Annotated in this window: 21 protein-coding genes; 10 read left to right on the forward strand and 11 right to left on the reverse strand. The window is 55.5% G+C overall.

The features are described from left to right. Nucleotides 1-61: 61 nt before the first annotated feature. The 5 genes from RB_RS26250 to RB_RS26270 form a co-directional block, all read right to left on the reverse strand. Entirely contained in the window at nucleotides 62-883 is an 822-nt protein-coding gene (locus RB_RS26250; protein WP_007340251.1) for a WecB/TagA/CpsF family glycosyltransferase, read from the reverse strand. 8 nt (nucleotides 884-891) lie between these two features. Then, a complete protein-coding gene (locus RB_RS26255) occupies nucleotides 892-1,872 on the reverse strand; it encodes a polysaccharide deacetylase family protein (protein ID WP_011123819.1) in 981 nt (326 codons plus the stop codon). Then, nucleotides 1,869-3,275, reverse strand: a complete 1,407-nt coding sequence (locus RB_RS26260) for a glycosyltransferase family 4 protein (RefSeq protein WP_011123820.1) — start codon at nucleotides 3,273-3,275, stop codon at nucleotides 1,869-1,871. Before RB_RS26260 ends, RB_RS26255 begins: the two co-directional genes overlap by 4 nt. Before the next feature lie 9 nt (nucleotides 3,276-3,284). After that, nucleotides 3,285-4,529 carry a sugar transferase gene (locus RB_RS26265; RefSeq protein WP_164922546.1) on the reverse strand — a complete coding sequence of 415 codons (1,245 nt, stop codon included), beginning with the start codon at nucleotides 4,527-4,529 and terminating at the stop codon, nucleotides 3,285-3,287. Between the two features lie 103 nt (nucleotides 4,530-4,632). Next, nucleotides 4,633-6,399 (reverse strand): GumC family protein, encoded by a 1,767-nt coding sequence (locus RB_RS26270; RefSeq protein WP_164922547.1) that lies wholly within the window; start codon nucleotides 6,397-6,399, stop codon nucleotides 4,633-4,635. Between the two features lie 341 nt (nucleotides 6,400-6,740). On the opposite strand from RB_RS26270, the gene RB_RS26275 reads away from it, so the two are divergent. From RB_RS26275 to RB_RS26320, 10 genes are all read left to right on the forward strand, one after another. Beyond that, entirely contained in the window at nucleotides 6,741-7,496 is a 756-nt protein-coding gene (locus RB_RS26275) for a class I SAM-dependent methyltransferase (protein WP_007330473.1), read from the forward strand. 153 nt (nucleotides 7,497-7,649) lie between these two features. Beyond that, entirely contained in the window at nucleotides 7,650-8,444 is a 795-nt protein-coding gene (locus tag RB_RS26280; RefSeq protein WP_007330472.1) for a thymidylate synthase, read from the forward strand. A gap of 7 nt (nucleotides 8,445-8,451) precedes the next feature. Beyond that, nucleotides 8,452-9,129 carry a dihydrofolate reductase gene (locus tag RB_RS26285; RefSeq protein WP_164922548.1) on the forward strand — a complete coding sequence of 226 codons (678 nt, stop codon included), beginning with the start codon at nucleotides 8,452-8,454 and terminating at the stop codon, nucleotides 9,127-9,129. A gap of 491 nt (nucleotides 9,130-9,620) precedes the next feature. Next, entirely contained in the window at nucleotides 9,621-9,992 is a 372-nt protein-coding gene (gene rpsM / locus RB_RS26290; RefSeq protein ID WP_007328402.1) for a 30S ribosomal protein S13, read from the forward strand. A gap of 66 nt (nucleotides 9,993-10,058) precedes the next feature. Then, nucleotides 10,059-10,442, forward strand: a complete 384-nt coding sequence (rpsK, locus tag RB_RS26295; protein ID WP_007328401.1) for a 30S ribosomal protein S11 — start codon at nucleotides 10,059-10,061, stop codon at nucleotides 10,440-10,442. Between the two features lie 59 nt (nucleotides 10,443-10,501). Next, nucleotides 10,502-11,497, forward strand: a complete 996-nt coding sequence (locus tag RB_RS26300) for a DNA-directed RNA polymerase subunit alpha (RefSeq protein ID WP_007328400.1) — start codon at nucleotides 10,502-10,504, stop codon at nucleotides 11,495-11,497. Nucleotides 11,498-11,582: 85 nt separating this feature from the next. Then, complete coding sequence (locus tag RB_RS26305; protein WP_011123829.1) at nucleotides 11,583-12,215, forward strand: bL17 family ribosomal protein; 633 nt, start codon at nucleotides 11,583-11,585, stop codon at nucleotides 12,213-12,215. Between the two features lie 176 nt (nucleotides 12,216-12,391). Continuing rightward, nucleotides 12,392-13,417 carry a sialidase family protein gene (locus tag RB_RS26310; RefSeq protein ID WP_231845998.1) on the forward strand — a complete coding sequence of 342 codons (1,026 nt, stop codon included), beginning with the start codon at nucleotides 12,392-12,394 and terminating at the stop codon, nucleotides 13,415-13,417. Nucleotides 13,418-13,619: 202 nt separating this feature from the next. After that, entirely contained in the window at nucleotides 13,620-14,927 is a 1,308-nt protein-coding gene (locus RB_RS26315; RefSeq protein ID WP_164922549.1) for an amidohydrolase family protein, read from the forward strand. Nucleotides 14,928-14,944: 17 nt separating this feature from the next. Continuing rightward, complete coding sequence (locus RB_RS26320) at nucleotides 14,945-15,874, forward strand: cupin-like domain-containing protein (RefSeq protein ID WP_007340240.1); 930 nt, start codon at nucleotides 14,945-14,947, stop codon at nucleotides 15,872-15,874. A gap of 54 nt (nucleotides 15,875-15,928) precedes the next feature. Here RB_RS26320 and RB_RS26325 read toward each other — a convergent pair whose 3' ends face one another. The 6 genes from RB_RS26325 to RB_RS26350 all read right to left on the reverse strand — a co-directional run bounded on the left by RB_RS26325 (nucleotide 15,929) and on the right by RB_RS26350 (nucleotide 23,044). Beyond that, entirely contained in the window at nucleotides 15,929-16,387 is a 459-nt protein-coding gene (locus RB_RS26325; RefSeq protein WP_231846000.1) for a superoxide dismutase, Ni, read from the reverse strand. Between the two features lie 118 nt (nucleotides 16,388-16,505). Continuing rightward, nucleotides 16,506-17,792 carry a carboxylate--amine ligase gene (locus RB_RS26330; protein WP_011123834.1) on the reverse strand — a complete coding sequence of 429 codons (1,287 nt, stop codon included), beginning with the start codon at nucleotides 17,790-17,792 and terminating at the stop codon, nucleotides 16,506-16,508. Continuing rightward, on the reverse strand, nucleotides 17,789-18,835 hold the full coding sequence (locus tag RB_RS26335; RefSeq protein WP_007328393.1) for a ketopantoate reductase family protein: 1,047 nt from the start codon (nucleotides 18,833-18,835) through the stop codon (nucleotides 17,789-17,791). Before RB_RS26335 ends, RB_RS26330 begins: the two co-directional genes overlap by 4 nt. A 168-nt stretch (nucleotides 18,836-19,003) precedes the next feature. Next, a complete protein-coding gene (locus tag RB_RS26340) occupies nucleotides 19,004-20,683 on the reverse strand; it encodes a GH3 auxin-responsive promoter family protein (protein ID WP_011123836.1) in 1,680 nt (559 codons plus the stop codon). A 357-nt stretch (nucleotides 20,684-21,040) separates the two neighbouring features. Further along, complete coding sequence (locus RB_RS26345) at nucleotides 21,041-21,412, reverse strand: DUF3127 domain-containing protein (RefSeq protein ID WP_007330460.1); 372 nt, start codon at nucleotides 21,410-21,412, stop codon at nucleotides 21,041-21,043. A 138-nt stretch (nucleotides 21,413-21,550) separates the two neighbouring features. After that, nucleotides 21,551-23,044 carry a sensor histidine kinase gene (locus RB_RS26350; protein ID WP_011123838.1) on the reverse strand — a complete coding sequence of 498 codons (1,494 nt, stop codon included), beginning with the start codon at nucleotides 23,042-23,044 and terminating at the stop codon, nucleotides 21,551-21,553. Between the last annotated feature and the right edge of the window lie 431 nt (nucleotides 23,045-23,475).

The raw sequence follows: 23,475 nt of genomic DNA on the forward strand, positions 1-23,475 counted from the left end.
TTGTTCACGCGTTGCTAAGTGAATTCACGCGGGCGTCGATTGGGCGACCCCAAGTGACGGATCAGCCAAACATCAGTTCTTTGCTGGGGGATTGCCCGCCGTCGCATTTTCGACGGTAGATTCCAAGTTTCTGCAGCGTCAGTAACGACACATAGGCAGGGTTGAGATACAGATATCGTCGCCACAATCGGCCGGGTTCACGGGTCAGACGGAAGAACCATTCCAGCCCGTTTTTTTGCATCCATGGCGGGGCCTGTTCCAGCATCCCCGCATGGAAAGCGAACGCGGCACCTACGGCGATCAACGGCATCGAAAGATGCTCTTTCATCTCGTAGGCAAAGATTTCTTGACGAGGGCAGCCCAGGCCGACGAAGCACATTTCCGCCCCGCTCGCTCGGATTTCTTCAGCCAATTCTTCGCGTTCTTCAGCTGAGATTTGTCGAAACGCCGATGCTCGTTTGCCGACGATGCGAAGACCCTCAAAACGTTCGCACAATCGATCCGCAAACTGCTGAAGCATTTCCTCCGTTGCTCCAAACAGAAAGATCGGCACATCATCTTTTGCAGCTTGGGCACACAAGCGTAGCGTTAGCTCAGGACCATAAACGCGATCGGAAAGCGGCGGTCCATCAAAGGCTCCGCGATGCAAACGATTCAACGCCCATCGAACCGGTTGTCCGTCAGGGCAAACCAAGTCGAACTGATTGAGTCGATAGTGGTGTTCTCGGTCCAGCACGCCGGTCATCACACCATGAACGGCCAATGCGGTGACCGCCATCGGCGAATGATTTTTGGCAGCGGTGATGATGCGATCAACAGCAGCCTCGTAGTCGATCGCATTGACGCCAATGCCCAAGACATTGTGCTGTCCGTAGTCCAACATGGTTTTGTTCAAGTGGTTGCAGGTTGAGGGACGAAGCCGTCCGCTGTCGCGAGTGTTTGGGTTTGATCCAGCATGGTCCGCACCTCAAATTCGCGAGCGAACTTTCCGAGAGCCCATCGCATGAACGAAAGTTTCTCTTCGCGTTTCAGTTTCATGCCGGGGAAGTAAGCCATGTCGGAATCGTCTTCACACCCGAGGAAGTCAGGAGGGTGAAGCAACAAGGATGGTGATGTGCCTGTCATTCGGCACAGGTTCAGTGACATCGAAAAATACATCTTCGCAACCGTCACGCTGAAACTGGCCAGAAAGGTGACGTAGCTAAAGTGAATTGGCGTTCGAAGAAACGGAAGCGTGGTGACTGGGATTTCCTGTAGAGGAAAAGTCTCACCGTCGACTTCTTCGTGACGCATGAACGGTCGATTGGGGTTTCGCATCGATGCAAAACCGCCGTAGAGCTTCTTGGCCTTCTCGCGCTGCTCGCCTTTCAAATTCGTGCGAGCCAGAAATACGGCGCGAGCGATTGGTGCCATCGAGGTCGGAAAGATAGAGGCGTCATAGGTGTACTGGTTTTTAATCAGCACACGCAGGACTTCAGCCGGGCAACTGAATCCAGGACCACGGAAACCGACCGGACGCGTGCCGATGGTCGAAACAATGCGATCATGAGTTATCATGATCTCGGATTCAATTTCCGAATCGCTCATCGTATGCATCCAGGGCAGATGATTGAGCGAATGGTTGGAGGCCTCCCAGCTAGGGAGTTGATCAAACATTCGGATGGTCCGAACATCTTCGTCGACATCCAAGTCGCGGCCGACCAAGAACACTGTCAGCGGGAGGTCCAGCTCGCCAAGCAATTCAACGATTCGCGGTACCGCGATGTCGAAGTAGCTCGACGAGGACTCCCAGTTCTCATGCCCAGCGGCGCGGAGGTAGGCCCACTTGTTGTCCAGGTCCATGGACAAGCTGCCGATCAACGGTTGACTCATCGTGCCGTTTTCCCCGTCGGACCAGCGTCGCGTTGGTTCAGCGCGGATCGGATCGCTTCAATTGCTCCGTTCGCTGATCGTGCCGGCGTGTAGTCTTGAATGTCGTGTCTGGCGTTCTCACGCATCTCAGCGATTGTCTTGTTGTCGGCGGCAAGGTAACCACGAAGTGCGCCGGAAAGGTCCAGTGTGGTTTGCGGCGAATCGGAGGAGCCGCTTTCACACGAATTCGGCTCCATGTTTGGAGCCCCGTGGGACAGTGGATCGTACTGCCAACCGTTGCGTCCATTCTTGATCAACGTCGTCACGGATTGAGCGTAGATGCTACCGATGATTGGCATTCCGGCGTGCATGCCTTCGTTGGTGACCAGCAGCCACTCGTCAGCCAAGGTTGGTGCCACGATCGCACCGTGATCACGCATCAGTTCAGGCAGTTCGGCCGCGGGGCGGTTCCCAAGCAAGTGGATCTTCAGCCGCGAATCGATGGAGCCGTGTTCATCGGTGCTACCACCGGATGCCAGTGTTTCCAGTTCGCTGCGGCAAGGTCCATCGCCTACAAAAGTGATTTCCAGTGCTTCGTTGTTGGCGGCGCAGAAGTCGCTGGCTTGGCGAATCAACGGCAGGACACCTTTGCGTTGAGAGAGCTGACCGATGCAAAGCAAGCGTCGACGAACCTCGGACTCCGGTGGCCGTTTTGTTTCGCGAGAGGTCGTCCGATCATCCGCAGCATACGGCAAATGGAACAGCTGTTCTTCTTTGGCACCCAACGACAGCAAGACTTCGCGGCATGAGGGACCGTTGTAGGTGATCGCATCGGCGGAACGGATCAAGCGGCGACGAGCCCAGTTGCGAAGTCGCCCGCGTCCTTGTTCAGTGTGTTCACTCATGAAGGTCGCGAGGACCAAGCGTGCGCCCGAGCGGCGGCAATAGCGAGCCGCGGCCAATGAACGTGCACCGAGTTCGTGCGAGACGACGACATCAGGCCGAATGCGTTTGAGTTGCTTGAGCGTGTCGTATGGAACGTGCACGAATAGCTGGTCGTCAAAGCCTGCTTTGGCATGTCGCCATCGGCGTCTCAGCGTGACCGTCTTTTGGACTTCCACGTTGAGTCCTGACCAATCCAATCGGAAGTTGCGATTCGGTTCGATCGGAGTGCTGAGCAGGATTTGGAAATCGCGAATTCGCTTCGTGATTTCTTGCAGCACACGGACTTGGTAGAGCGGAATGTAGTGCGTCAGGAAGACGACTTTGGCATCGAGCGGCGAACCGTCCCCGATCGATTTCCCTTTTGTTTCGGTGACGACAGACCCATCGCGTGCCGTTGAGTCGTCCCCAGAGGAACCGATCAACGGGCTAGCTTGCGACGATTCGTTGGATTCGGGATTCGCGGGCAAAACGGCGGACATGTTGGAAGTCTATTCGCCGCCACGCCCCGTCACGGGCACAACGACAGTTTGAGCGATGAGTCTTAGATCTTGGAACAAACCCAATTGGTCGATGTAACGAAGATCCATCCGCATCCAATCATCGAACGTCACAGCCTTGGCCTTGTTGACTTGCCAAGTGCAGGTCAGTCCAGGGCGAACGTCGAGTCGTCGTCGGTGCCAACGTTCGCAGGCTCGGCTCTCATGCCATGGTAGTGGACGAGGTCCGACCAATGACATGTCGCCAGTCAACACATTAATCAGTTGGGGCAGTTCGTCCAAACAAGTCGCACGCAAAAAGTGCCCAACTTTGGTCACTCTGGGGTCGCGAGAAATCTTGAAAGCGGGCCCGTCGCGGTGGCTTTCAGCACGCAATTCCGCCTGGAATTTTTCCGCGTCGACGATCATCGTGCGAAGTTTCAGGATTGTGAACGGGCGGCCATTTTGTCCTTCTCGGGTTTGGCGAAAGAACACTGGGCCGCCGTCGGTCAGCTTGATTGCCGCCATGGCACCCAAGATTGCAGGGCCGGCCAACACCAATCCGATGCCGGCTCCGACAACGTCGATTCCGCGTTTGAGCCACAACCCGGCTTGGCTGCTTTGTTGTTGTGACCCGGCAAGAGTGATGTCGTCGATCGAGGACTGCACGCGGTTGTGGGACAACGTCGTCGGCTCGGTGGGAGCAGGTGATTCGGCGGCGGTGGATGCCAAGCGGACCCAGGCTTCTTCCGAATCCGCAGGGTCGTCTCTGCGGCGATCGTCGGCTCGGCGGTCCCCCGACGCATCCTGATTGTTTTCTTGGTCTTCGCCGAAGCCGTTCGGATCGTGCACCTGAAGATTCAGCCGGACTTCCAAGCCCGCGGCGGATGTCAGACGAGCCAAACGGTCCAGTACGGCACGGCCGCCCATTTCGGGAGTGTCGACCAGCAGCACACCATAACGAAACGTTGCAAGGATTCCCTTTTCGTCCGTGACGCGAAGGTTGCGAAGCAGCAAGTCGACGAGTTGGCGGTTTTGTTTGTTGGTGCTGCGGCGAGTCGATCCCGCCTTGGTGAGCAGTTCGACGGTCAGCAGACAGAAAGGAATTGAGCGGCGAGTGGCACGCAGTCGTTCGCGATTCAGCTCGCGGTCGAACTGGCGAGACGACAGCAGCAGCACGCGGCGTCGACCAAGCGAGGCTTCGTCCTTCCACCGCAGCAGGCTTTCGCGTCGTTCTTTCTTGAAAAATGAAAACAAAGTTGTTGTTCCTAGGTGCGTTTTTTTGCCCCGTCGAGTCATCCGTGAAAGGTTGTCTTGGTCTCTGCAATGCAGTCCTGCATCGCATCCAAATCAATCGCGACTAGCGAGGCATGGGGGCGTTGAACGTGCCGGACGTTTCGTTCATGGCAACCGTGTTGCCTGTGGGCACGCCGGCAGTCACCGTCTCGTTCGATCGAATGTCTTCTTGTTCGTGCATCACATCGTCCAGGTCCGAGTCCGTACTGGTCGCAACATCGGCGGACTTTGTGCGTCGACGAGATTTGGCCGCTTTGTTACGCGAAATCTCTCCACGGGACCCGCCGGTTGAAGCGACCGGCGAATCTCGCAGGATCGCTTGTAGCAATCCAAGGCTCAGCCCGAGCAGCAAACCGACCACCGCGAGCAAGCCTCGCATTGGGCCAGACTGCTTTAAGTTCAACGTCGCGTCTTGAATGACGCTGACATCGGACATCTGCAAATCATCCAGAGCGGTATTCACGCGAGCTTCTTCCAATGATCGAGCGTGTTCGCGATAGGTTTCTTCCGCCAATTCGGCTTCCCAGGTCAGTTCAGCCAACCGGGTCGCGTCTCCGTTGAGACGTTGCAGGTCCAACTGCGTTGCTGCCAAACGCTCATTCACTGCATCGCGGCGACTCTTCAAGCCAACGGCTTTGGCGCGGACGGTTTGAAACTGAGTTTCGAGTTCTTGATAGACCGGATTGATCGCTTCACGGCGTTCTTCGCGATCTTCGCGTTCGGCGTCAGCAAGTTGAGCGCTCTGCTGCATTTTCTCTTGCAACAATTTGTAGCGTGGGTGATTGGGGCTGACGCGTGCCAGTTCTTCTCCGTCTTGGATTTGCACGTCATACAGTTGGCTTCGCATTTGATCACCGGCTGCGTTGGCGATGCCTAGCGTGACCTCGACAGGAACCCATTCTTTGGTTCCGTCGAGTTGACGACGAAGCTCTTCGGCTTGGCTGATCGCTTCGGCGAGTTCGCTGTCGGCCGTGTTCAGCTTCATTTCCAAATCGATGATTCGTTCACGCAGGGTTTCTTCTGCGGAGGCGGCGCTAAGCCAGCCCATCTCGTTGCGTGTTTCTTGCAAGGCTCGGCGAGTTGCCAAAGCAGTGTCGCGACTTTGCTTGGCGCGTTTTTCGAAGAAGGATTCCGAGCCGTCCACACTGTGAGCTTCCACGTGATAGCGACCGTATTCGTCCATCACGGCTTGCACGATGGATTGCACCAGCAACGGATCGTCGCCTTTGCCGGCAACCGCAACGGTGTAGCCATTTTTCGCGATTTGGACGTTGATCGCTTTAGAGACTTTCTTGATCGCTTGTTCGCGATCCAATTGGCCCTTGTATTGTTCAGGCGACATTTCGCCGACCGTTTTACCGTCGGACTTAGGCAACCAAGCAACCAACTGGTGGTCTGATTGGAGAAAGGACTCGATGTCTTTGAGGCCCTGATCGATCCAGGTTCGTGGTTGATTGATGTTTTCGACGCCGATGCGCTCCACCGCTCGTTCAGCGATTTCGCGACTGCCAATCATCTCGCCGATGCTGACAACTTCTGCGGTTCGGCTCTCTTGCATCGAGACCGATTGAGTTGCCTTTGTGGTTGGATCAACAGCGAGCGCGCCGCGACCCAGGCGGACGTACATCAGGCCTTCGCTTCGGTACTGGTTCGGCCAGACGATCAAAAGCGCGATGACCGCGATGGTCACCAGCACAGTGGTGAACACGATCGATGGCAAGCGGCGACGAAACGATCGAAGCACCTCGCCGGGAGTGACCATCGCCCACGATTCAGTGGGGGCCGAAGGCGACCAGTTGCCAGAGGGAAAATGAGACGAACTTCCGTTCATGCGACTTGCTGAACTGGTCGAGTTGGGGTCTGGTTGAGATCGGCTCACCGGGCGGCTCCAGGCACATCAGGGGCAATGGGCGATCGTTGCAGTCCGCCCAACAGTCAATTTACCCACAACCAGCGCAAACCCCCGATTCCCTTCAGCACGCGCAGTCCTTTGTTTTGGTCGGGTATCTTGTTCAAGTTGTAGTTGCCCACTGGAATTATGTGGGGTGGAATTTAGCCAAAATCGCGCAAAGTCTGGGCGGAATCCCCCAGTGAACGACTTTGGGCGTCGATTTTCACCCAACTGTCTTTTGGTTTTTTCAAGCCGTTTTCTCCCAAAAGTGTCCTGAACGCATGTTCGCTCGTGTACTGGAACCCATCCCGGACGATTCCGCCGCTGATGCGGCCGCCTATCAAGCCATGGATCATCGACAGGTGAACACCACCTTTGTCAACGATCTGCTTTCTGGAGGGGGCGTTGGCCCGCGAGTGATCGATTTGGGGTGTGGCCCCGCCGGCATCGCGTTGATGTTGGGTGAACGCTGGCGGGAACTCGAAGATGCAGGTGGTTTGTCGCAATCCAGCTTTGCCGAGGGGCAATTGCAGATCATGGCGGTCGATTTCAGCGTCGACATGCTGGAACTAGCGAGCTTCGAAATTGAGCTCAACGGGATGCAGGATTTGGTTTGGCTTCAGCAAATCGATCTGACCGACCCCGAGAGCCTGCAGGAGGATTTGGCTCAAACCATCATCAGCAACACGGTTTTTCATCATCTGCCTGATCCAATCACCGGGATTCAGGTTGCGATGCGGGCACTCATGCCCGGCGGGCGGATCTTCATTCGCGATTTGTTTCGGCCTGGCAGTGAAGACGAGGTGGAGCGGTTGGTGGAGGAGCACACCGATACTGACGTGGAAGTCGATGTCGCCCCGGAATATGCGCCTTCGCAGCTGCTACGGCAGTCATTGCTGGCATCGTTGACGTTGGAGGAGGCTCGCGAAATGGTTTCAGCCGTTGGGATTCCAGGGGAAGCAGTTCAAATGACGAGTGATCGACATTGGACGCTTGATTGGACCTCACCGGGCAATGGATCGGATTCCATCGGTTGAGAAAACTGAACGAGGCGGGTGTGAGGCGTTCCTTGGATCGCGTTGCCCTCGAACTTTCAAAAGTCGGATCCTCGATAGCGGCGTTGGCTGTTACCATTCAGAATCACCGGCGAAAGAAATTCGCCAGCCATTTCGGATCGACGCGAGACGCTCATGCAAGGCTATTTGCAACTATTAGACGAAGTCCTGCATGACGGGATTGATCGAGACGACCGGACGGGCGTCGGCACTCGCAGTCTGTTTGGACGCCAAATGCGGTTTGATTTGGCGGAGGGTTTTCCTCTGTTGACGACTAAGAAGCTGCATATCCGGTCGATTTTGCACGAATTGCTGTGGTTCCTTCGCGGGGACACCAACATCGGTTACCTAAAAGAGAACAAGGTTTCGATTTGGGACGAGTGGGCCGATGAGGCCGGCGATCTGGGCCCGGTCTACGGTCACCAATGGCGAAGCTGGGAAGGTGCCAACGGCGACACGGTCGACCAAATCGCTTGGGTCGAAAACGAAATTCGCACCAACCCGAGATCACGCCGTTTGGTCGTTTCGGCTTGGAACGTGGCCGATGTGCCGAAGATGGCTTTGCCGCCGTGTCATTTGCTGTTTCAGTTTTATGTTTCTGGCGGACGGCTGTCTTGTCAGTTGTATCAACGCAGCGCGGATTTGTTTTTGGGAGTGCCGTTCAATATCGCCAGCTACGCGATGTTGACGTCGATGATGGCCCATGTCACGGGTCTGAAGCCGGGCGAATTTGTTCACACGCTTGGCGACGTTCATCTCTATAGCAACCACTTCGACCAAGCTCGCGAACAACTCAGCCGAACGCCTCGGCCGTTGCCGACGTTTCATATCAAGCGAGACGTCGCATCGGTCACGGATTTCCAGTTCGATGATTTCGAGCTGACAAACTACGACCCCCATCCCCACATCAAGGCTCCGGTGGCAGTTTAAACGCGGTATGAGTGAATTTAGCTCCCGCCCCGATTCCAGCCTGCCCGAGTCATCCGGTCAGACGCCGGACCTTCCATCAGCCAGCCAGGTCGGTGAAATGCCGTCCGCTGGAGATTCGCCGAGCGAGATCGCGCGTTCATTGCGGAGTCGGGACCTGTTGCCTGCCGATCACGGCGTCGGATGCAGCATCACTGCCGTTGTTGCGGCAACCCCCAATGGAGTGATCGGAGACGACCAGGACATGCCTTGGCGACTGTCCTCTGATCTGAAGCGGTTCAAGAAGGCAACGATGGGCGGCGCCTTGATCATGGGTCGCAAAACATTCGAATCGATCGGCCGAGTGTTGCCGGGCCGGCAAACGATTGTGTTGACACGGCAGGGCCATTGGCAATTCCCAGGCACGCAAACCGCTTCGGGAAAATCGGAGGCGATCGCATTGGCCGCCGATCGAAGGATCTTTGTTGTCGGTGGAGGCCAGATCTACCAGCAATGGTTTCCGCTGTGCACCGAATTGTGGTGGACTCGCGTTTGGGCGAACGTATCGGGCGACACGCGAGTCGATCTGCCGTTGGATGAGTTTGAATTGGTCTCTCAAACCTCGTTTCCCGTGACCGCGAAGGACGACTATCCAACCGATTGGTTGCGGATGCGTCGTCGGGTGCCCAGATCCAGTCTGCCCAGCTGATCGAAACAACCACCTGATCGAAATAATCAGGCTGTATCGGGCGATTGTTTTTCCGGTTTTCAGCAGCGGACTTTTGTGTTCCACAGAGCAAGATTGGGTCCAAAAAGGGAGCAGGCAATGTGTCTAGCGGAGCAAACGGACGTTTCTCGGCGGTGAAAGCGACCGGTTCGAAAGAAAACTCAGATGAGATTGCAGATCGGGTTCGGGTGTCGCCGATGCATCCAATTCAACGTTGATTCCGGGCTCTGCTGGTAGTTTCGGGCAAACGTTGATGTGGTGATGTTAAAAGATGAAGACATCTCCGAAAAAAATTCCGGATTGCTTTTGTCGCTTCCACTTGAGCAAAAAGGGGGCCGACTGCTATAGTCCGCGATCCGCTGGCGAAGACGCTCTTGCGTTCCATCGCCATCCAGCGCTTCTGAAGCGCGATAACGCACAGATAATCTAACATCCTTCGCAGCTGCTCTCGGAGTATCGCCATGCCCCGTCTGATGGGCGTCGACATCCCCAACGACAAACAGATTCAATATTCGCTGACGTACCTGTACGGCCTTGGGCTGTACCGGGCTCGTGAGGTGTGTGAAAAATTGGGCATTGACCCAACTTCACCCGCCAGCGACATCAGCGATGAAGATGTAGGTCGCATCGCCGCCCTTCTTGAACGAGATTATCTCGTCGAAGGTCCGCTGCGTCGTCAAGTGACTCAAAACATCAGCCGCATGCGGGAGATCAAATCCTATCGCGGCATCCGGCACCGTGTCAGCTTGCCTGTTCGTGGGCAACGCACCAAGACCAATGCACGGACCCGCAAAGGGCCTCGTAAGACGGTCGCTGGTAAGAAGGGCGTCAAGGATCTGCGATAGTCGCAGGTTTGCCTTGATTCCAATTTCCTTCCTTCCCCCATTCATTGATCTGTTTGAGAAGTTTCGGTGGCAAAGACCAACAAGAAAAAACGCATCCGCAGAAACGTAAGCAACGGTGTTGCTCACGTTCACGCGACTTTCAACAACACCACGGTGACCATCACGGACGCCAAGGGTGACACGTTGTGCTGGGCCAGTGCAGGAACCAGTGGATTCAAGGGCAGCCGTAAAAGCACGCCTTTCGCTGGTCAGTGTGCTGCTCAACAGGCTGCTGAAAAAGCAACCAAGTTTGGTATGCGTGACGTCGAAGTTCGCGTCAAAGGACCTGGGTCCGGTCGCGAAAGTGCCATCACCGCGCTGCAAGCTGCTGGCTTGAACGTGAAATTGATCGAGGAAGTGACCCCCATCCCGCACAACGGTTGCCGTCCTCGCAAGAAACGCCGCGTCTAATCCCGCTGACGCCGCTTCGTTTCTGATCAACCCCATTCCGCATCCATCAAAGGCCCAACATGACCATGCACATCCGCTGGCGCGGCATGGAACTGCCCAGTTCGCTTGAAGTCGATCGTGACTCGCTGACCCAAACCTACGGCAAATTTTCTGCCGAGCCATTCGAGCGTGGTTTTGGTGCCAGCATTGGTAACAGCATGCGTCGCGTGCTGTTGAGCAGTTTGGTGGGTAGTGCCGTTACCCAAATCAAAATCCGTGGCGCTCAGCACGAGTTCACGACGATTCCAGGTGTTCTCGAAGATGTCACCGACATCGTCCTGAACGTGAAGTCGTTGATCGTCAACAGCAACACTGACTCGACTCGCGTGATCACTGTCGAACGCAACACCGCTGGTGTTGTGACCGGTGCTGATGTGCAAACCGACGCGGACGTTGAGATCATCAACAAAGATCACGTGATCTGCACGCTAACCGATGACGTTCCATTCATGATGGAAATGGTTGTCGAAACCGGTCGTGGATACGTTCCAAGCACCGAACACAGCAGTGTTGACCACGAGATCGGAATCATCCCGATCGATGCGGTCTTCAGCCCCATCGTTCGTGTTCGTTACGAAGTCGAAGCGACTCGTGTCGGTCAAAAGACCAACTACGATCGTTTGAACCTCGAAATCTGGACCGACGGAACGATCAACCCCGAAATGGCGTTGACCGAAGCGGCCAAGATTCTCCGTAAACACCTCAACCCATTCGTGCAGTATCGCGAATTGGGACCAAGCATATTCTCCGCCGCCCGCGGTGGAGCTGGTTCGCCCGAAGCTCAGCTCGAAGCAAAGCTGAACATGACTCTTGCGGATCTGCGATTGTCCGTTCGAGCGAACAATTGCTTGGAAAGCGAAAACATCATGACGGTTCGCGACCTTGTGCAGCGAACCGAAGATTCATTGTTGGAAGTTCGCAACTTTGGCGACACAACTCTCAACGAAGTTCGTGAAAAGCTATCGCAGTACGGATTGCACCTCGGCATGCGAGTGCCGAATCAACCCCTGTTCTAGTCAGCAACGCATTGCGTCAGCGATGCATGCCAACGACTTCTATTCACTTTCATTTCACTCCCATTCAATTTGACGGATTCGCGTCATGCGTCACCGCCGCAAAGGCCGCGTTCTCGGCCGCTCTCCAGCTCACCGCAAAGCATTGATGCGGAACCTGTCCAGCGCCCTGTTCTTGACCGAACGTGACGCCAGCTTGGATGAAAATGCTCCGAAGGTCCCGGGTCGTATCATCACGACTTTGGAAAAGGCCAAGGAAGTTCGTCCATTGGTTGAGAAGTGCATCACGCTCGCAAAGCGTGCCCTGCCCGCTCTCGAAGAAGCCAAGAAGTACGAAACCTCGGCTGAACGTGGGTCGGACGAATACAAAAAATGGCGTAAGAGCGAACAGTGGACCCAATGGGCCGACGCTCGTGCTCCTTATGTCAACGCTCAACGTCGTGTTTTGCAGCTGATCGGTGATCGCGAAGCCGTTGCGGTTTTGTTTGATACGATTGCAGAACGCTTCACGGATCGTCCCGGTGGATACACCCGGATCATGCGTTTGGCAAAACCTCGCCTGGGCGATGGTGGTACTCGAGCGATTCTCGAATTGGTCGGCAAGAACGACCGCGTCACTCGTTCGGCTCAACGCCCTGCATTTGAACAAGATGCTCCCGAATCTGATTCGGCTCCGGAAGCGGAAGCCAAGACTGAAGAAGAAACCGCATCGGCTAACTGAGCCAGCGGCGAACGGAACAAAGAAGGCAGTCCAGTTTTGGACTGCCTTTTTTTATGCGCGTTCACTTGGGTGCGAGCTCAGGAGGGATTATTCTCCGAGGGTTGGGCGGGCGCGATCTGAGCGGCTTGTCCATTCTCGATGCCGATTTGGTCCCTTGAGGTGAACGCATGCAGGCAATGAAACGATGTTCGATTGGGTTTTGTCTGTTGACGTCATTCTTAGTTGCAACGATGCAGCAGGCCGGTTCTGGAATGGCGGCAGAGCTTGTGCGAGTCGATCGGATTTGGGATCAAGCTCATCACAACGCATTCACTGACCTGGCACGTTTCAAAGGTCACTGGTTTTGCGTTTTCCGGGAAGGCACGCGTCACGTTTCTGATGACGGTGCGTTGCGCGTGCTCCGCAGCGAGGATGGTTTGAAGTGGGAGTCGGTCGCTCTGATTACCAGCGATGATTCGGATCTGCGTGATGCAAAGCTATCGGTGACTCCTGATGGCAAATTGATGCTGAGCGGGGCCGGTGCGTTGCATGACCCAAGCGAAGGCAGTCATCAGTCGTACAACTGGTTTTCTGACGACGGCGTAACTTGGAGCGACGCCGTTGACGCTGGCAAACGAAGTGATTGGTTGTGGCGGACATCGTGGTCCAACGAGGGAACGGCATACAGTGTTGCCTACCACACCGGTGACCCATCGGACCGTCGTGTGCGGTTGTACAAAAGCGATGATGGAAAGCGTTTTGATGTGCTGGTCGATGATTTAGGGATCGACGGCTATCCGAATGAGTCTTCGATCCTGTTCTTGGGCGATGACACGGCATACTGCATGCTTCGGCGAGATGCGGGCAGCAAGACCGGGATGTGGGGTGTGGCGAAGCCGCCTTACACGGATTGGGCGTGGAATGACATGGGCGTTCGAATTGGCGGCCCGCACATGATTCGTCTGCCTGATGGCCGGTTCGTTGCCGCAGTCCGGCTGTATGATCAGAAGGTCCGAACGTCGCTGTGTTGGGTGGATCCCAAAACGGGAGAGTTGGATGAGTTCCTTGCTTTACCGTCCGGTGGGGACACGAGCTACGCCGGCTTGGTGTTCCATGACGACAAGCTTTGGGTGAGCTATTACTCTCAGCATGAGTCGCTTGATGAAGAGGTGGAGACAGACTTCACCACGGCGATTTACCTCGCTCAAGTCAAATTGGACTGACGCTGCGTTCCGGATCGCACGTTCCTGCATCGCCATCGCTCATTTGATGATCTGTGTTGGCCTCTGTTTTGCGGGGGGCACCTGGTCAGTCGGGAAACTCTTACGATTCGAAACCGGCTTTCCTCATCGAATCTTCAATCGAGTATGGCTGGCAGGACGCTACAATTCGCGAAAAAATACATCCCCGATCTTTGCATACTCCATGACCTTTCGACGCTTGTTGTTTCTTTTTGCCTGGCTGAGTGCGTTTTTACTGACACAAGGTGCAACCGCCCAAAAGCCCGGTGAGCTTCATGCCGTGGTGAAGACACGAGGCGCTGCGAAGTCTATCTCGAAGGCTCGCGACGACAGTTCGACGAATGTTGAAACTCATCAAGCCGATGAGAATCCCCTGGATGGTCGTGAAGGCCGCGATTTGTCGGTGCATCATTACAACCCGATGTCTCAGTTAAAGACGAAGGTCACCGAGATCACACATGCCGCGTTTCCAGTGGTCAATGTGCACACGCATTTCTTCTATCGGCTGCGGCTCAATCGGGAGGCGTTGGAAGATTTCGTCGGGGCAATGGATCGCAACCGCATTGCCGTCTGCGTCTCACTCGATGGAAAGCTGGGGACTCAGTTCCAAGAGCAGAAGGAATATCTGTGGAAGGAGCATCGCGGTCGGTTTGTATTGTTTGCCAACGTCGATTGGCGCGGAGACGGTGCGAGTGACGACCCCGCGACTTGGGCGTGTTATCGGCCCGGTTTTGCCGAGCGGACAGTTGAGCAATTGCGAGAGGCGGTCAAGCAAGGTGCTTCCGGCTTGAAGTTGTTCAAGCGTTTCGGTTTGGGGTACCGGAATCCGGATGGATCGTTGATGAAAATCGATGATCCGCGTTGGGATCCGATTTGGGCCGCGTGTGGTGAACTTCAAATTCCAATCATCATCCACACCGCTGACCCGGCAGCGTTCTTTGATCCGATTGACGAACGCAACGAGCGATGGGAAGAGCTTTCACGGCATCCTGATTGGAGTTTTCATGGGGAGGAGTTTCCTTCCCGAGAGAAGCTCTTTGCCGCCCGAAATCGTATGATCGCGAAGCATCCCAATACGCAGTTCATCGGGGCACACATTGCCAACAATCCAGAGGACCTCGCGATGGTCAGTGAATGGATGGATCAGTATCCGAACCTGTGGGTGGAGCCCGCCTCGCGAATCAATGAGTTGGGAAGACAACCTCGAGCCGCCCGCGAATTTTTGATTCGGTACCAGGATCGGTTGCTGTTTGGGACCGACGGTCCATGGCCGGAGCAGCGTTTGCGTTATTATTGGCGGTTCTTCGAGACCGATGATGAGGCGTTCCCTTACAGCGAAAAGGAGCCTCCACCGCAAGGATTGTGGCAAATCGACGGAGTGGACCTTCCTCCCAAGGTGCTCCGCAAATTGTATTATGAGAATGCCGTCAAACTGATCCCCGGCGTTCGCGAGCGTGCCGAAGCGTTTGCGAAACAGCATCCCTTGGATTGACCCCACAAGATAGCACCATGACCACGTCCACCCCGGCCTCTCGCGAAATTCCGTCGTTGGATGCCTACGATGCCGAGACATTTTTTCGCGATTACTACGCGACTGAGCAGCCCGTCATTTTTCGGGGAGTGACCCACGCGGACGGTGGGGCGGAGGAGGTTTGTCGTGCGTTGTGTGACAAGATCGCGGTCGATGCATCGGTAACCGAACGTTTGCTGTGGTACGACGTGCGACAAGAGATGATTGACGATGTTTGTACGACACCGCCCGTTGTGACGGAATCGATGAATCCGGACACAGCATTTTTGAGGGACAACTGCGTTCGAGTCTGGTTCAACTCAGGTGGTCATACCACACCTTGGCATTACGACGGTCACTCGTTGCACGTTTTTAACTTGCAACTCAAAGGCAAGAAACGTTGGACGATTGTCGCGCCAGAGACGCCGCTTCCCAACATGCCATTCTCGAAGACTTGTTTGTTCGAGGACAACTCGCTGAAGGGCAAACGGGTTTACGAGTTCGATTTGTGCGAGGGCGACATGGTGTTTCTGCCGCGGTATTGGTTTCACCACGTTCATTCGGTCGGCGAATTGAATGTCAACGTGAACTGGGTGTTGATGCCAAAGCAACAGCCAGCGGCCACCAAAATCGCGGCTCGTGAATCAGAGATTCTTTGGTTGTTGGACAAGAGTCGATTCGCGATGCCGTCGGGCGTTAAGTGGATGCTCGACAACTTTGCGGGCGCGGGAGAACCGGCGCTGAAGACTTTGACGAAAGACGTGACGCTCGGACGCGGGATGAGTCGCGTGGCAAAGGAAGTGATCCGAAGTCCAATGGTGATTCTGGCAATTCCGACACTGATTCGAAAAGCCAAAACCGTGATGAAGGGAAAGAAAATTCTCAGCGGTTTACTTCAAACGAGTCAGGCCGCCCAGAAGGCGGCCTGATGTTAAGATTCGGTGGTGGGTTGAACTGAACGGATCGGGCATTCAGCCGATGGATCAATGCTCGTGATCGAAGTCAGGCTTTTTGCCTTCGTAGGCTTCGTAGAAAGCAAAGATCGATTCTTCCAGAGCTTTCGCAGTCGCGGGATCTGCGGACTGCTTCGCCTTCATCGCGTTGACCATGACCTTGTGAGCGGCCATCAGCTTTTTTCCGTAAGCGGAATCGTCAGTCTTGATCCGTTGCGCCATGAAGTAGGCGGCAATGGTGTTCTGAATGCGAGTCGCGTGGTCTTCTTTCGTCGTCACCCAGCGAACGGCTTGGTTGACAGATTGTGCGTCGGTTTTGCCCGCGAGCGAATTGATTTCGATCTGAGCCTTTGAGATTGTGTGTTCATCTTCCAGCATCTCCTCGAAGCGACGTTGGTCGCCATAGATGCCGCACGGGACTTGGCAGTGTGCCGAGGCGATGGTGGCAAATGCGAGAGTCAGGACGGTCGAGGCAAAAAAGCGATTCATGTTGTGATCCATTTCGGGGATTGGAGCGAAAGAGCGTGACTATCCAATGGGCGCAAGTCGACTCGCACCGCCTGCAAATTGTACAGACTTATCGTTTCAGCGCGGTACAAGCTTTGTATCACTCGAAAATTGCTGAGAGTTCCTCGACAGGCAGGCTGGCAATTCTGGCGACCGCGTCCGCGTTCAGACCGTAGTTTGCGACCGTGGATCGCACCATTTTGTGCGAGCGTTTGGGCGATAGCAATAATTCGATTGCGACGGCCAGTGGCGGGATCCCGCTGAGCGGATCCTGTTTGAGCCGCATCATTTCCGGTTGTGAATCGCGGTAGCCATCTTGATGCCGGACTCGGTTGATTATCTCTTTCAAAACCTTTGCACGAGACCCGGTTTGCATGGCCTGGTCGAGCAATGCGGTGAGGAATTGGTGAGATCGAACGCCGGCAACGCCCGAGGCAACCGGTGCCGAGTCGGGGATCTTGCGAAGAGAAACCTCGACCAACAATTGGCAAAGATTGACGCCAGCCAACATCGCATTGACGGTTTCACCGATTCGCGGGTTGGCTTCGATGAATTGGTGCTGCCCGGTCGAATTGTCGTAGAAGTATTCGACGAAAAGGGCCCCGTGCCATTGAAGGGACTCACCCAAGCGACGAACATCATCCGCAACGTTTTCGCGATGGGTGCTGACGCGAACGATTGGTGCACCTCCGACTCCGCGGCGCAGTCCCATCGCGTCGTGCCAGGCAACCAAGCGTCCGCGATCGAAGATTGCTTGCAGAATTGAAAGTTCACCTGGTGCAGCAGCCTGCAGAACGATCTCTTGGTTGGGTAAAGACGCGTCGCTTGCGGTTTGTTCTTTGATCCATTCACGCATCTCCGTAGAGTCATGAATGGCAATCACTCCCCTGCCCGCGGTTCCATGAGCCGTCTTAAGAAAACATGGGTACTCGGTTTGTGCTGAGCAACCTTCTTGCAGTGATTGGATGGATGTCCCGTCGACAATGCGAGTGTGAGGCTGGGGCAAGCCCAACTCTTCCATCACTCGTGCGAAGTTGGCTTTGTTTTGCAAACGATCAATTGCGACGAACGTTGGCAACGCAACTGCAACATGGTTTTGAAGTTGATCTCGAACACGACTGAGCAAATAGGCTTGTTCGTGCGTGGCGATCACAACATCGTAGTCGTGCTTGTCGATCAGTTCTTTCAGCCGTCGCAAATAGGCGACTGGGTCGGCCGAAGAAAGCGGGCATCGGTGCCAGTGCCGGACAAACGTGCTGAAGCGACCTTGGCTAAGTGCGGCCGAATCCATGACGTCGATCGTGTGTCGACCGCCCAAGCAATGCAGCGTTTGGCGAGCGGAGGTGCTGGATCCTTCCGTCAATAGGATGCGCCGCGAGTCGTTCATCGCGATTCGATTTGTCGGAAGCGATCGATGACTTCTTCGCGGGTGAAGAACTTGCCAGCCCCACGGTTTTCAATCTCTCGGGCCAAATCGATGACCATTTGGTTGTAAGGAGCCGTGGTGCCATTCCGTTCAGCCAAGCGGACGATCTCACCGAGCGTGTGGTCGACTTCGGTGCCTTTGCCTTTCAGCAAATCTTGGTAAAGCGAAAACTGAATAGGGCGTCGGTTGAAGATCAATTTTGCGCCGGTTCCGACAATTGGTCCAAGCAAAGGCGAGTCGAGTTTTCCAAAGAAGCCTCGCAACTTTCGGATGTCGGGAAGCTTTGGGATCCGGGCTAGTTTGACGCCTGCGGAGTCGAAGACTCGCAAGCATTCATCGGCCAAAGGTTTGCCAACGGCGCTTCTCCACCCACGATGGCAAACGGCTTCGGTGATGAAATTGGATTGCGATAGCGAAGCGGCGTAACCGGGAGAGTTGATCGCGAGCTTGTTGTACCGAACGCCTTCCACGTTCGCTTCTTCGAATACACGAAAACCGGTTTTCTCAAGTGTTTTTGTTGCCGCGGTGGCGGATGCGGCATTGGTTCCCTGAGCATTTGGTCCGAGAACGATTGTGCCATTGAATTGAAGGCTGGCGGTGCCAGGTTCAGGGACGGTTACGTTGGTCGCGGTGATTCCCATGACCAAGCGTTCTTCGTTGACGTGTTGCAACAAGGCATCGTCGTTGAATCCGTTTTGAACTGAGACAACGATTGCGGCACCGAGGTAAGGTGCCGCGGCTGAGATGGCTTCCGCGGTGGCTTGAGATTTGACGGTTACCAACACCATGTCCGAGCCGGCAATGTCTGCTGGATCATCCGTGCCGATGACTTGGACGTTCCGTTCAGGCCAAGGTCCTTGCAGTCGGACGCGGCCGGAGTCACGGATTGTTTGGATGTGGCCTCCGCGGCCGAGCAAGACGACGTCGCAAGTCGGATCGTTGTCGCGGATCAAACCGCCAAGCATGGTGCCGATCGCGCCGGCTCCGAGAACACTGATTTTCATAGCACGATGTCGGTCATGAGGGGTGGAATCGTCCGTCGCAATAGGACGGATGCAACATCATAACGACCGGGCGACGGCTCTTTAAGTGACGCTCGCAGAACCGAAGTCTGCAGCTGCAATGGAGGTGTCGCGATGTGTGAGTTCGGCTTTCTTACTTGACTTCAGCGATCAGCTGGGTGATGCCGAATCCAGCTTGCTAAGGTTTTGCAAAAAGTTTGGGTCGTTCGTCAGGCACGGGTGTTTGTATTCCTCGAAGTTGCCCCGTTTGGATGTTTTGCTGGCCCTCAGTTTCTCCCACGTTCCCGCGGGAACGCGAGTGACTTGGATCGGTTCGATACGTCCGCTGGCACACTTGTCGGCGTATTCGCAATTGACTTGAGCCAATTGGTTTTGCAGTTCCTGGCCAATTCGTTCGCAAAGATTTGGCAAAGAAGAGTCGTCGAGCACCAAGTGATATCGAGGGCGTTCGCCGAGTGTAGGTGCGAGCGTGAAAGTGCAAGACGGAGCGTTGATCGATTGCAGGGTTTGCTGCATCGCCTGCATGACTTGGTGTTCGCTCAGCTTTTCACCGGTGAAGCTGCAAAAGTTCTTGCCTTTGTTAAGGAACGAGAGCATGGGGGTTTGACCACAGAAACCATCGCAGCGAACCAAGTCATGGATGTCATACCGATACAGGCCACTGGCCGTCGTCAACACGATGAAATAATTCTCGCCCTCGGTAAGTTCCCAAGCTTCCAAAACGTGCGGTGTTTTGCTATCTCGTTCTGATTCAGGAATGAATTCGAAGTGGTGGCTGCTGTAGTCAAGCATGCCTGAGGGGGAGCCATTTTGCAGCGGAACGGTCATGCGACCTTCGCTGGCCGAGAGTCCGTGATCACGAATGGCGGCGTCGCCGTAATATTCTGGCAGCTGGTTTAGATAAAGTCCGACTGAGCCTCCGGTCCAAACAGCGAGTAGCGTGAGGTCCGGCCAGGCGTCTTTGGGATAGAGATGCCCGGTGCGGTCGACGATTTGTTGAAGTTGTCGGGCGCGGCGAGGATTGGGACGCAACCGCGATCGAAGTTGTTGGCGAATCGCGTCTGGGATGGGTTGGTCGCCGGTGAGCGTTCCGTCATGGATATCACGAATCAAAGTCTCTTTCATCGTGTCCGCGAACTTGGCAACTTCCACCAAGGTGCTGGGGTTGGCCGTCACGATTTTACCGACTCGATCGCAGGCGAGGCTTAGTCGCAACGCGGTGTAGTGTTTGGCCAGGTGTTCGGTGATTTGGATGACGCAGGCGGGCAGCACGAACAGCGACCCGATATAAAACGGCCGGGTTTCCGCAGCCAACCCGCTGATGTTGCCACAGGGGGCGCCCGACGGCGTTTGCGTAACGTTCCAGTGGCTCGAAAACTGCAGCGATTTCATCTGCAGCAAATGGGGATAGTCGCGGTAGACGCCTGTGCCCCAGTACTGCCAGCCGGCTTTGTATTGTCGATAGAAATCCTCCGTCACCGGAATCATCTTTGGATGATCGGTCGTCCCAGACGTTGTCGCGAACATGACGACTTTGGTGTTCTCTGGGAACAGCGCCGTCGTCTCGCCTTGAATGACTCGGTCGACATAGGGGCGGGCTGCTTCGTAGCCCGCGATTGGAACGCGACGGCGGAAGTCTTCGAGTGTTCGGATTTCGGAAAAGCCGTGGTCGCGTCCGAAGGCGGTGTCCGCGTTCTGGTGAATGCGATGCAGCAAGTTTTCGCGCTGAATATCGCGAGCCCGTTCCGCATCAGCGAGATACCGTTGCAGTCGTCCAATCTTGTATCGCAGCATCGAACGCCGCAGCAGCGTCATTGGATGAGGTGACATGATGATTGGGTTCCCTGCGGTCGAGTTGAATCAGGCGACTCAGAGGAACCTCGGGCATCCATCATTCGTTCGGCACGAAGAGCTCAATGCCGACGGTGGTTCCATCGCGGGGGAACGGGCCGGACTTGGTTGCTGCGATCTGCGGGCACGAATAGGCAAACTGAGTCGTCTGGAGACTGTTTTTAGTCCCCCAGATGACCGGTGCCAAGTTGATTACACCGCAGTCGATTCGATTTGTACGCAATCGCGGGGATGCTCGCATTCAGATCGCGAGCGACAACGGACGCAAAAAGCCCGCAAACACGATGGATTTGCGGGCTTTTTGGATGTTCTATCAGTCGTGAACCTGCAATGGGTTCAGAACGGAGCTTCGTCGTCGACTTCGTTGAAGGCATCGTTGGCAGCGTCCGCACCCGCACCCGCGTTTCCGCCGGAAGCACCGACGACTTTGTACGACAAAGCTTCGACGCTAACGAAGTATTTGACTTCGCTTTGCGGATCCCGCTGCCATTTTCGGCCGTTCAATCGGTACGCAACTTCGATTTCGTCGCCCATGTTCATTTCGTCGACGCTGTCGCAAGCATCGCGGGTGAATTCGATGGGGATGTAGTTGCTGAAGCTACCTTTGTCTTGTTCGAGAACCACCATTCGTTTGCGAAACCCTTTTTGACCGTAGGTCTTGGTTTCTTCGATCACGTTCACCACGCCTCGAACTGTTGAATCACTCATCTAGCTACTCGCCCGCATGTTTCTCGCAAAATCGTCTGCTCCGTCCAAAAGTGCCGGAAGCAATCACAGCGGCGAAGTGTAAACGTTGACGGCAAACGACTAAAGGTCCTAAACCGTCACCTTCCTTCACGAGGGCGGTCAAACCCGAGGGCGAAGAGCGGCGGATTGGCTTCGAAGTCGATCGGATTGCGACTTCATTCTCTCGCTCATTCGGCGAAGTTCTTCGTCGAGTCGAGCGGATGCGACGGGCGAAAACGAGATTTCGGGGGTTCCCAAGCGAACGGAGTCGACATCGGGGATGGTTCCGGCGGCTTCGGCGAGTGAGCGGGTCGTCATTGCGTCGATTAACAAACACTGAAGGCTGCGTTCTTGGACCGGCACGATCGACGGTTCGCTCCATTGCAATTGCATCGCCGGGGTGACACGTCGCGAAATCATCTCGATTTGCTGCATCCGAGTCGGCATGCTGTGGTGGTCAGCATCCAGTGCGCAAACCCAGCTCCTTCGAGAGGTTCGGTAGGCCAACTCAAACGGGCTGAGGTTGTACTGCAGCGTTTCGTCGAAACGATCAGCCATCTCCATCGTGCACTCGACATCCGCGGTCACTCGTCCCAGTGCCAGGCGATCGGCACGGACGGGACGGATGTCGTCGGATTGCAATTGGATCTCGTGCCACGAGGAAGAGTTTGCCATGCTTTCGATGCGTACGCGATTGCCGCCACGCAGTTCCCGTTCGAACGCTTTGGATTCGTCGGACTTCCATTGTTGAATGGTTTGTGGGCGCGAACGAGTTCCTCGCCTTTCAGCTCGGAAGCGAGCGAACGTGGTGGCGATTCCCGCCGGGGTGGCCAGCGGCGTTTCAAACACTGCGTCGGTTCCGCTTCCCAGTCGGCTTCGCAAGGTCAGCGTGGAGTAATGAAGCGATGCCATTTGTCGCGAGATCAGCAATCCAAGACCTTCGCCGCCCAGATCCGACGCGATCCTCTGCGTACCGCTGAGTTGTTGCAATCGTTGCGGCGAGATCCCTCGACCGCGATCAATCACTGACCAGACCGCGACTCCGCGATTCAGATCGTCTTCCACTCGAATCAGGATCGGCGATCCAGACTTGCTGGCGCGTTCCGCATTGATGATCAGGTTGGTCAGCAGACGCGAAAGGATCGTTGAGTCGACCAATGTGTCGATTGAGTTCGGCTCGGCACCGTCCCAGTGCAGATCAATTTGTTTGTTGCTGAGCAGCGAGCGCGTGGACAAATCCACTGCATCGCGAATGGCGGTTCGCTTGGTGGCAACGCGACGGACGCGAGGTGTGCCGGATCGCAGACGTTCGGCTCGAGACAATTCGCCAATCAACGAATCGATGTATTCGCACTGAGTCATGGCGGCTTGCAGGAACTCCGCCTGAGACGGTGTCACGTCGCCAAGGATGCCGTCGCGAATGACTTCCATCGTGGCAGCGATGCCAGCCAAGGGGGATTTTAAATCGTGTGCCGTTTCGCTTAGCAATCGGACCGCGGCACCAAGTGGGTCGGCAGGCGAATCTATCCCGCTTGCGGGAACTCTGCACTGAGGACGACGAGTGGATCGCTGGGACCGGTCGGCAGTCGGGCGTGATTTGCTGGATTGGGGCATGGTGGCGGTCTTTTGTTCACGGCGGGGCAGGCGTGCGTTTGCTACTAGGCGTATCTCGCTGTGGGGCAGTGAGGGCAGTGGCTCCTTTCAAATCGACAGAATTTCCCGGCTGGTTCGTCAAATTGACACCAAGTTGCCGTGTGAGGCAGTTTGCTGAGTGGATTACACCATCGCGATGCGTTGTTCCCGAAAGTGGCTTTACCTGGGAAAACGCTGTTCTGTCAGCCGCATTGGTCCGGGGGATTTGGCAAGATAAAGCGATCGATCGGATTGTTCGCGTTCGACGGAATCATCCAAATCGCTAGGAGCCAAAGGGTTGGATCGAATGTGCTGTAAAAGCCGAATACAGGCATAAGGCCGGTGAATTCTGGCCAAACAAGAGGTTCCGTCCTTGGCGGGCAACTCGGATGCGGCAGGTCGTCTCTTGACGT

It is taken from the genome of Rhodopirellula baltica SH 1 (genome assembly GCF_000196115.1).
GTDB lineage: Bacteria > Planctomycetota > Planctomycetia > Pirellulales > Pirellulaceae > Rhodopirellula > Rhodopirellula baltica.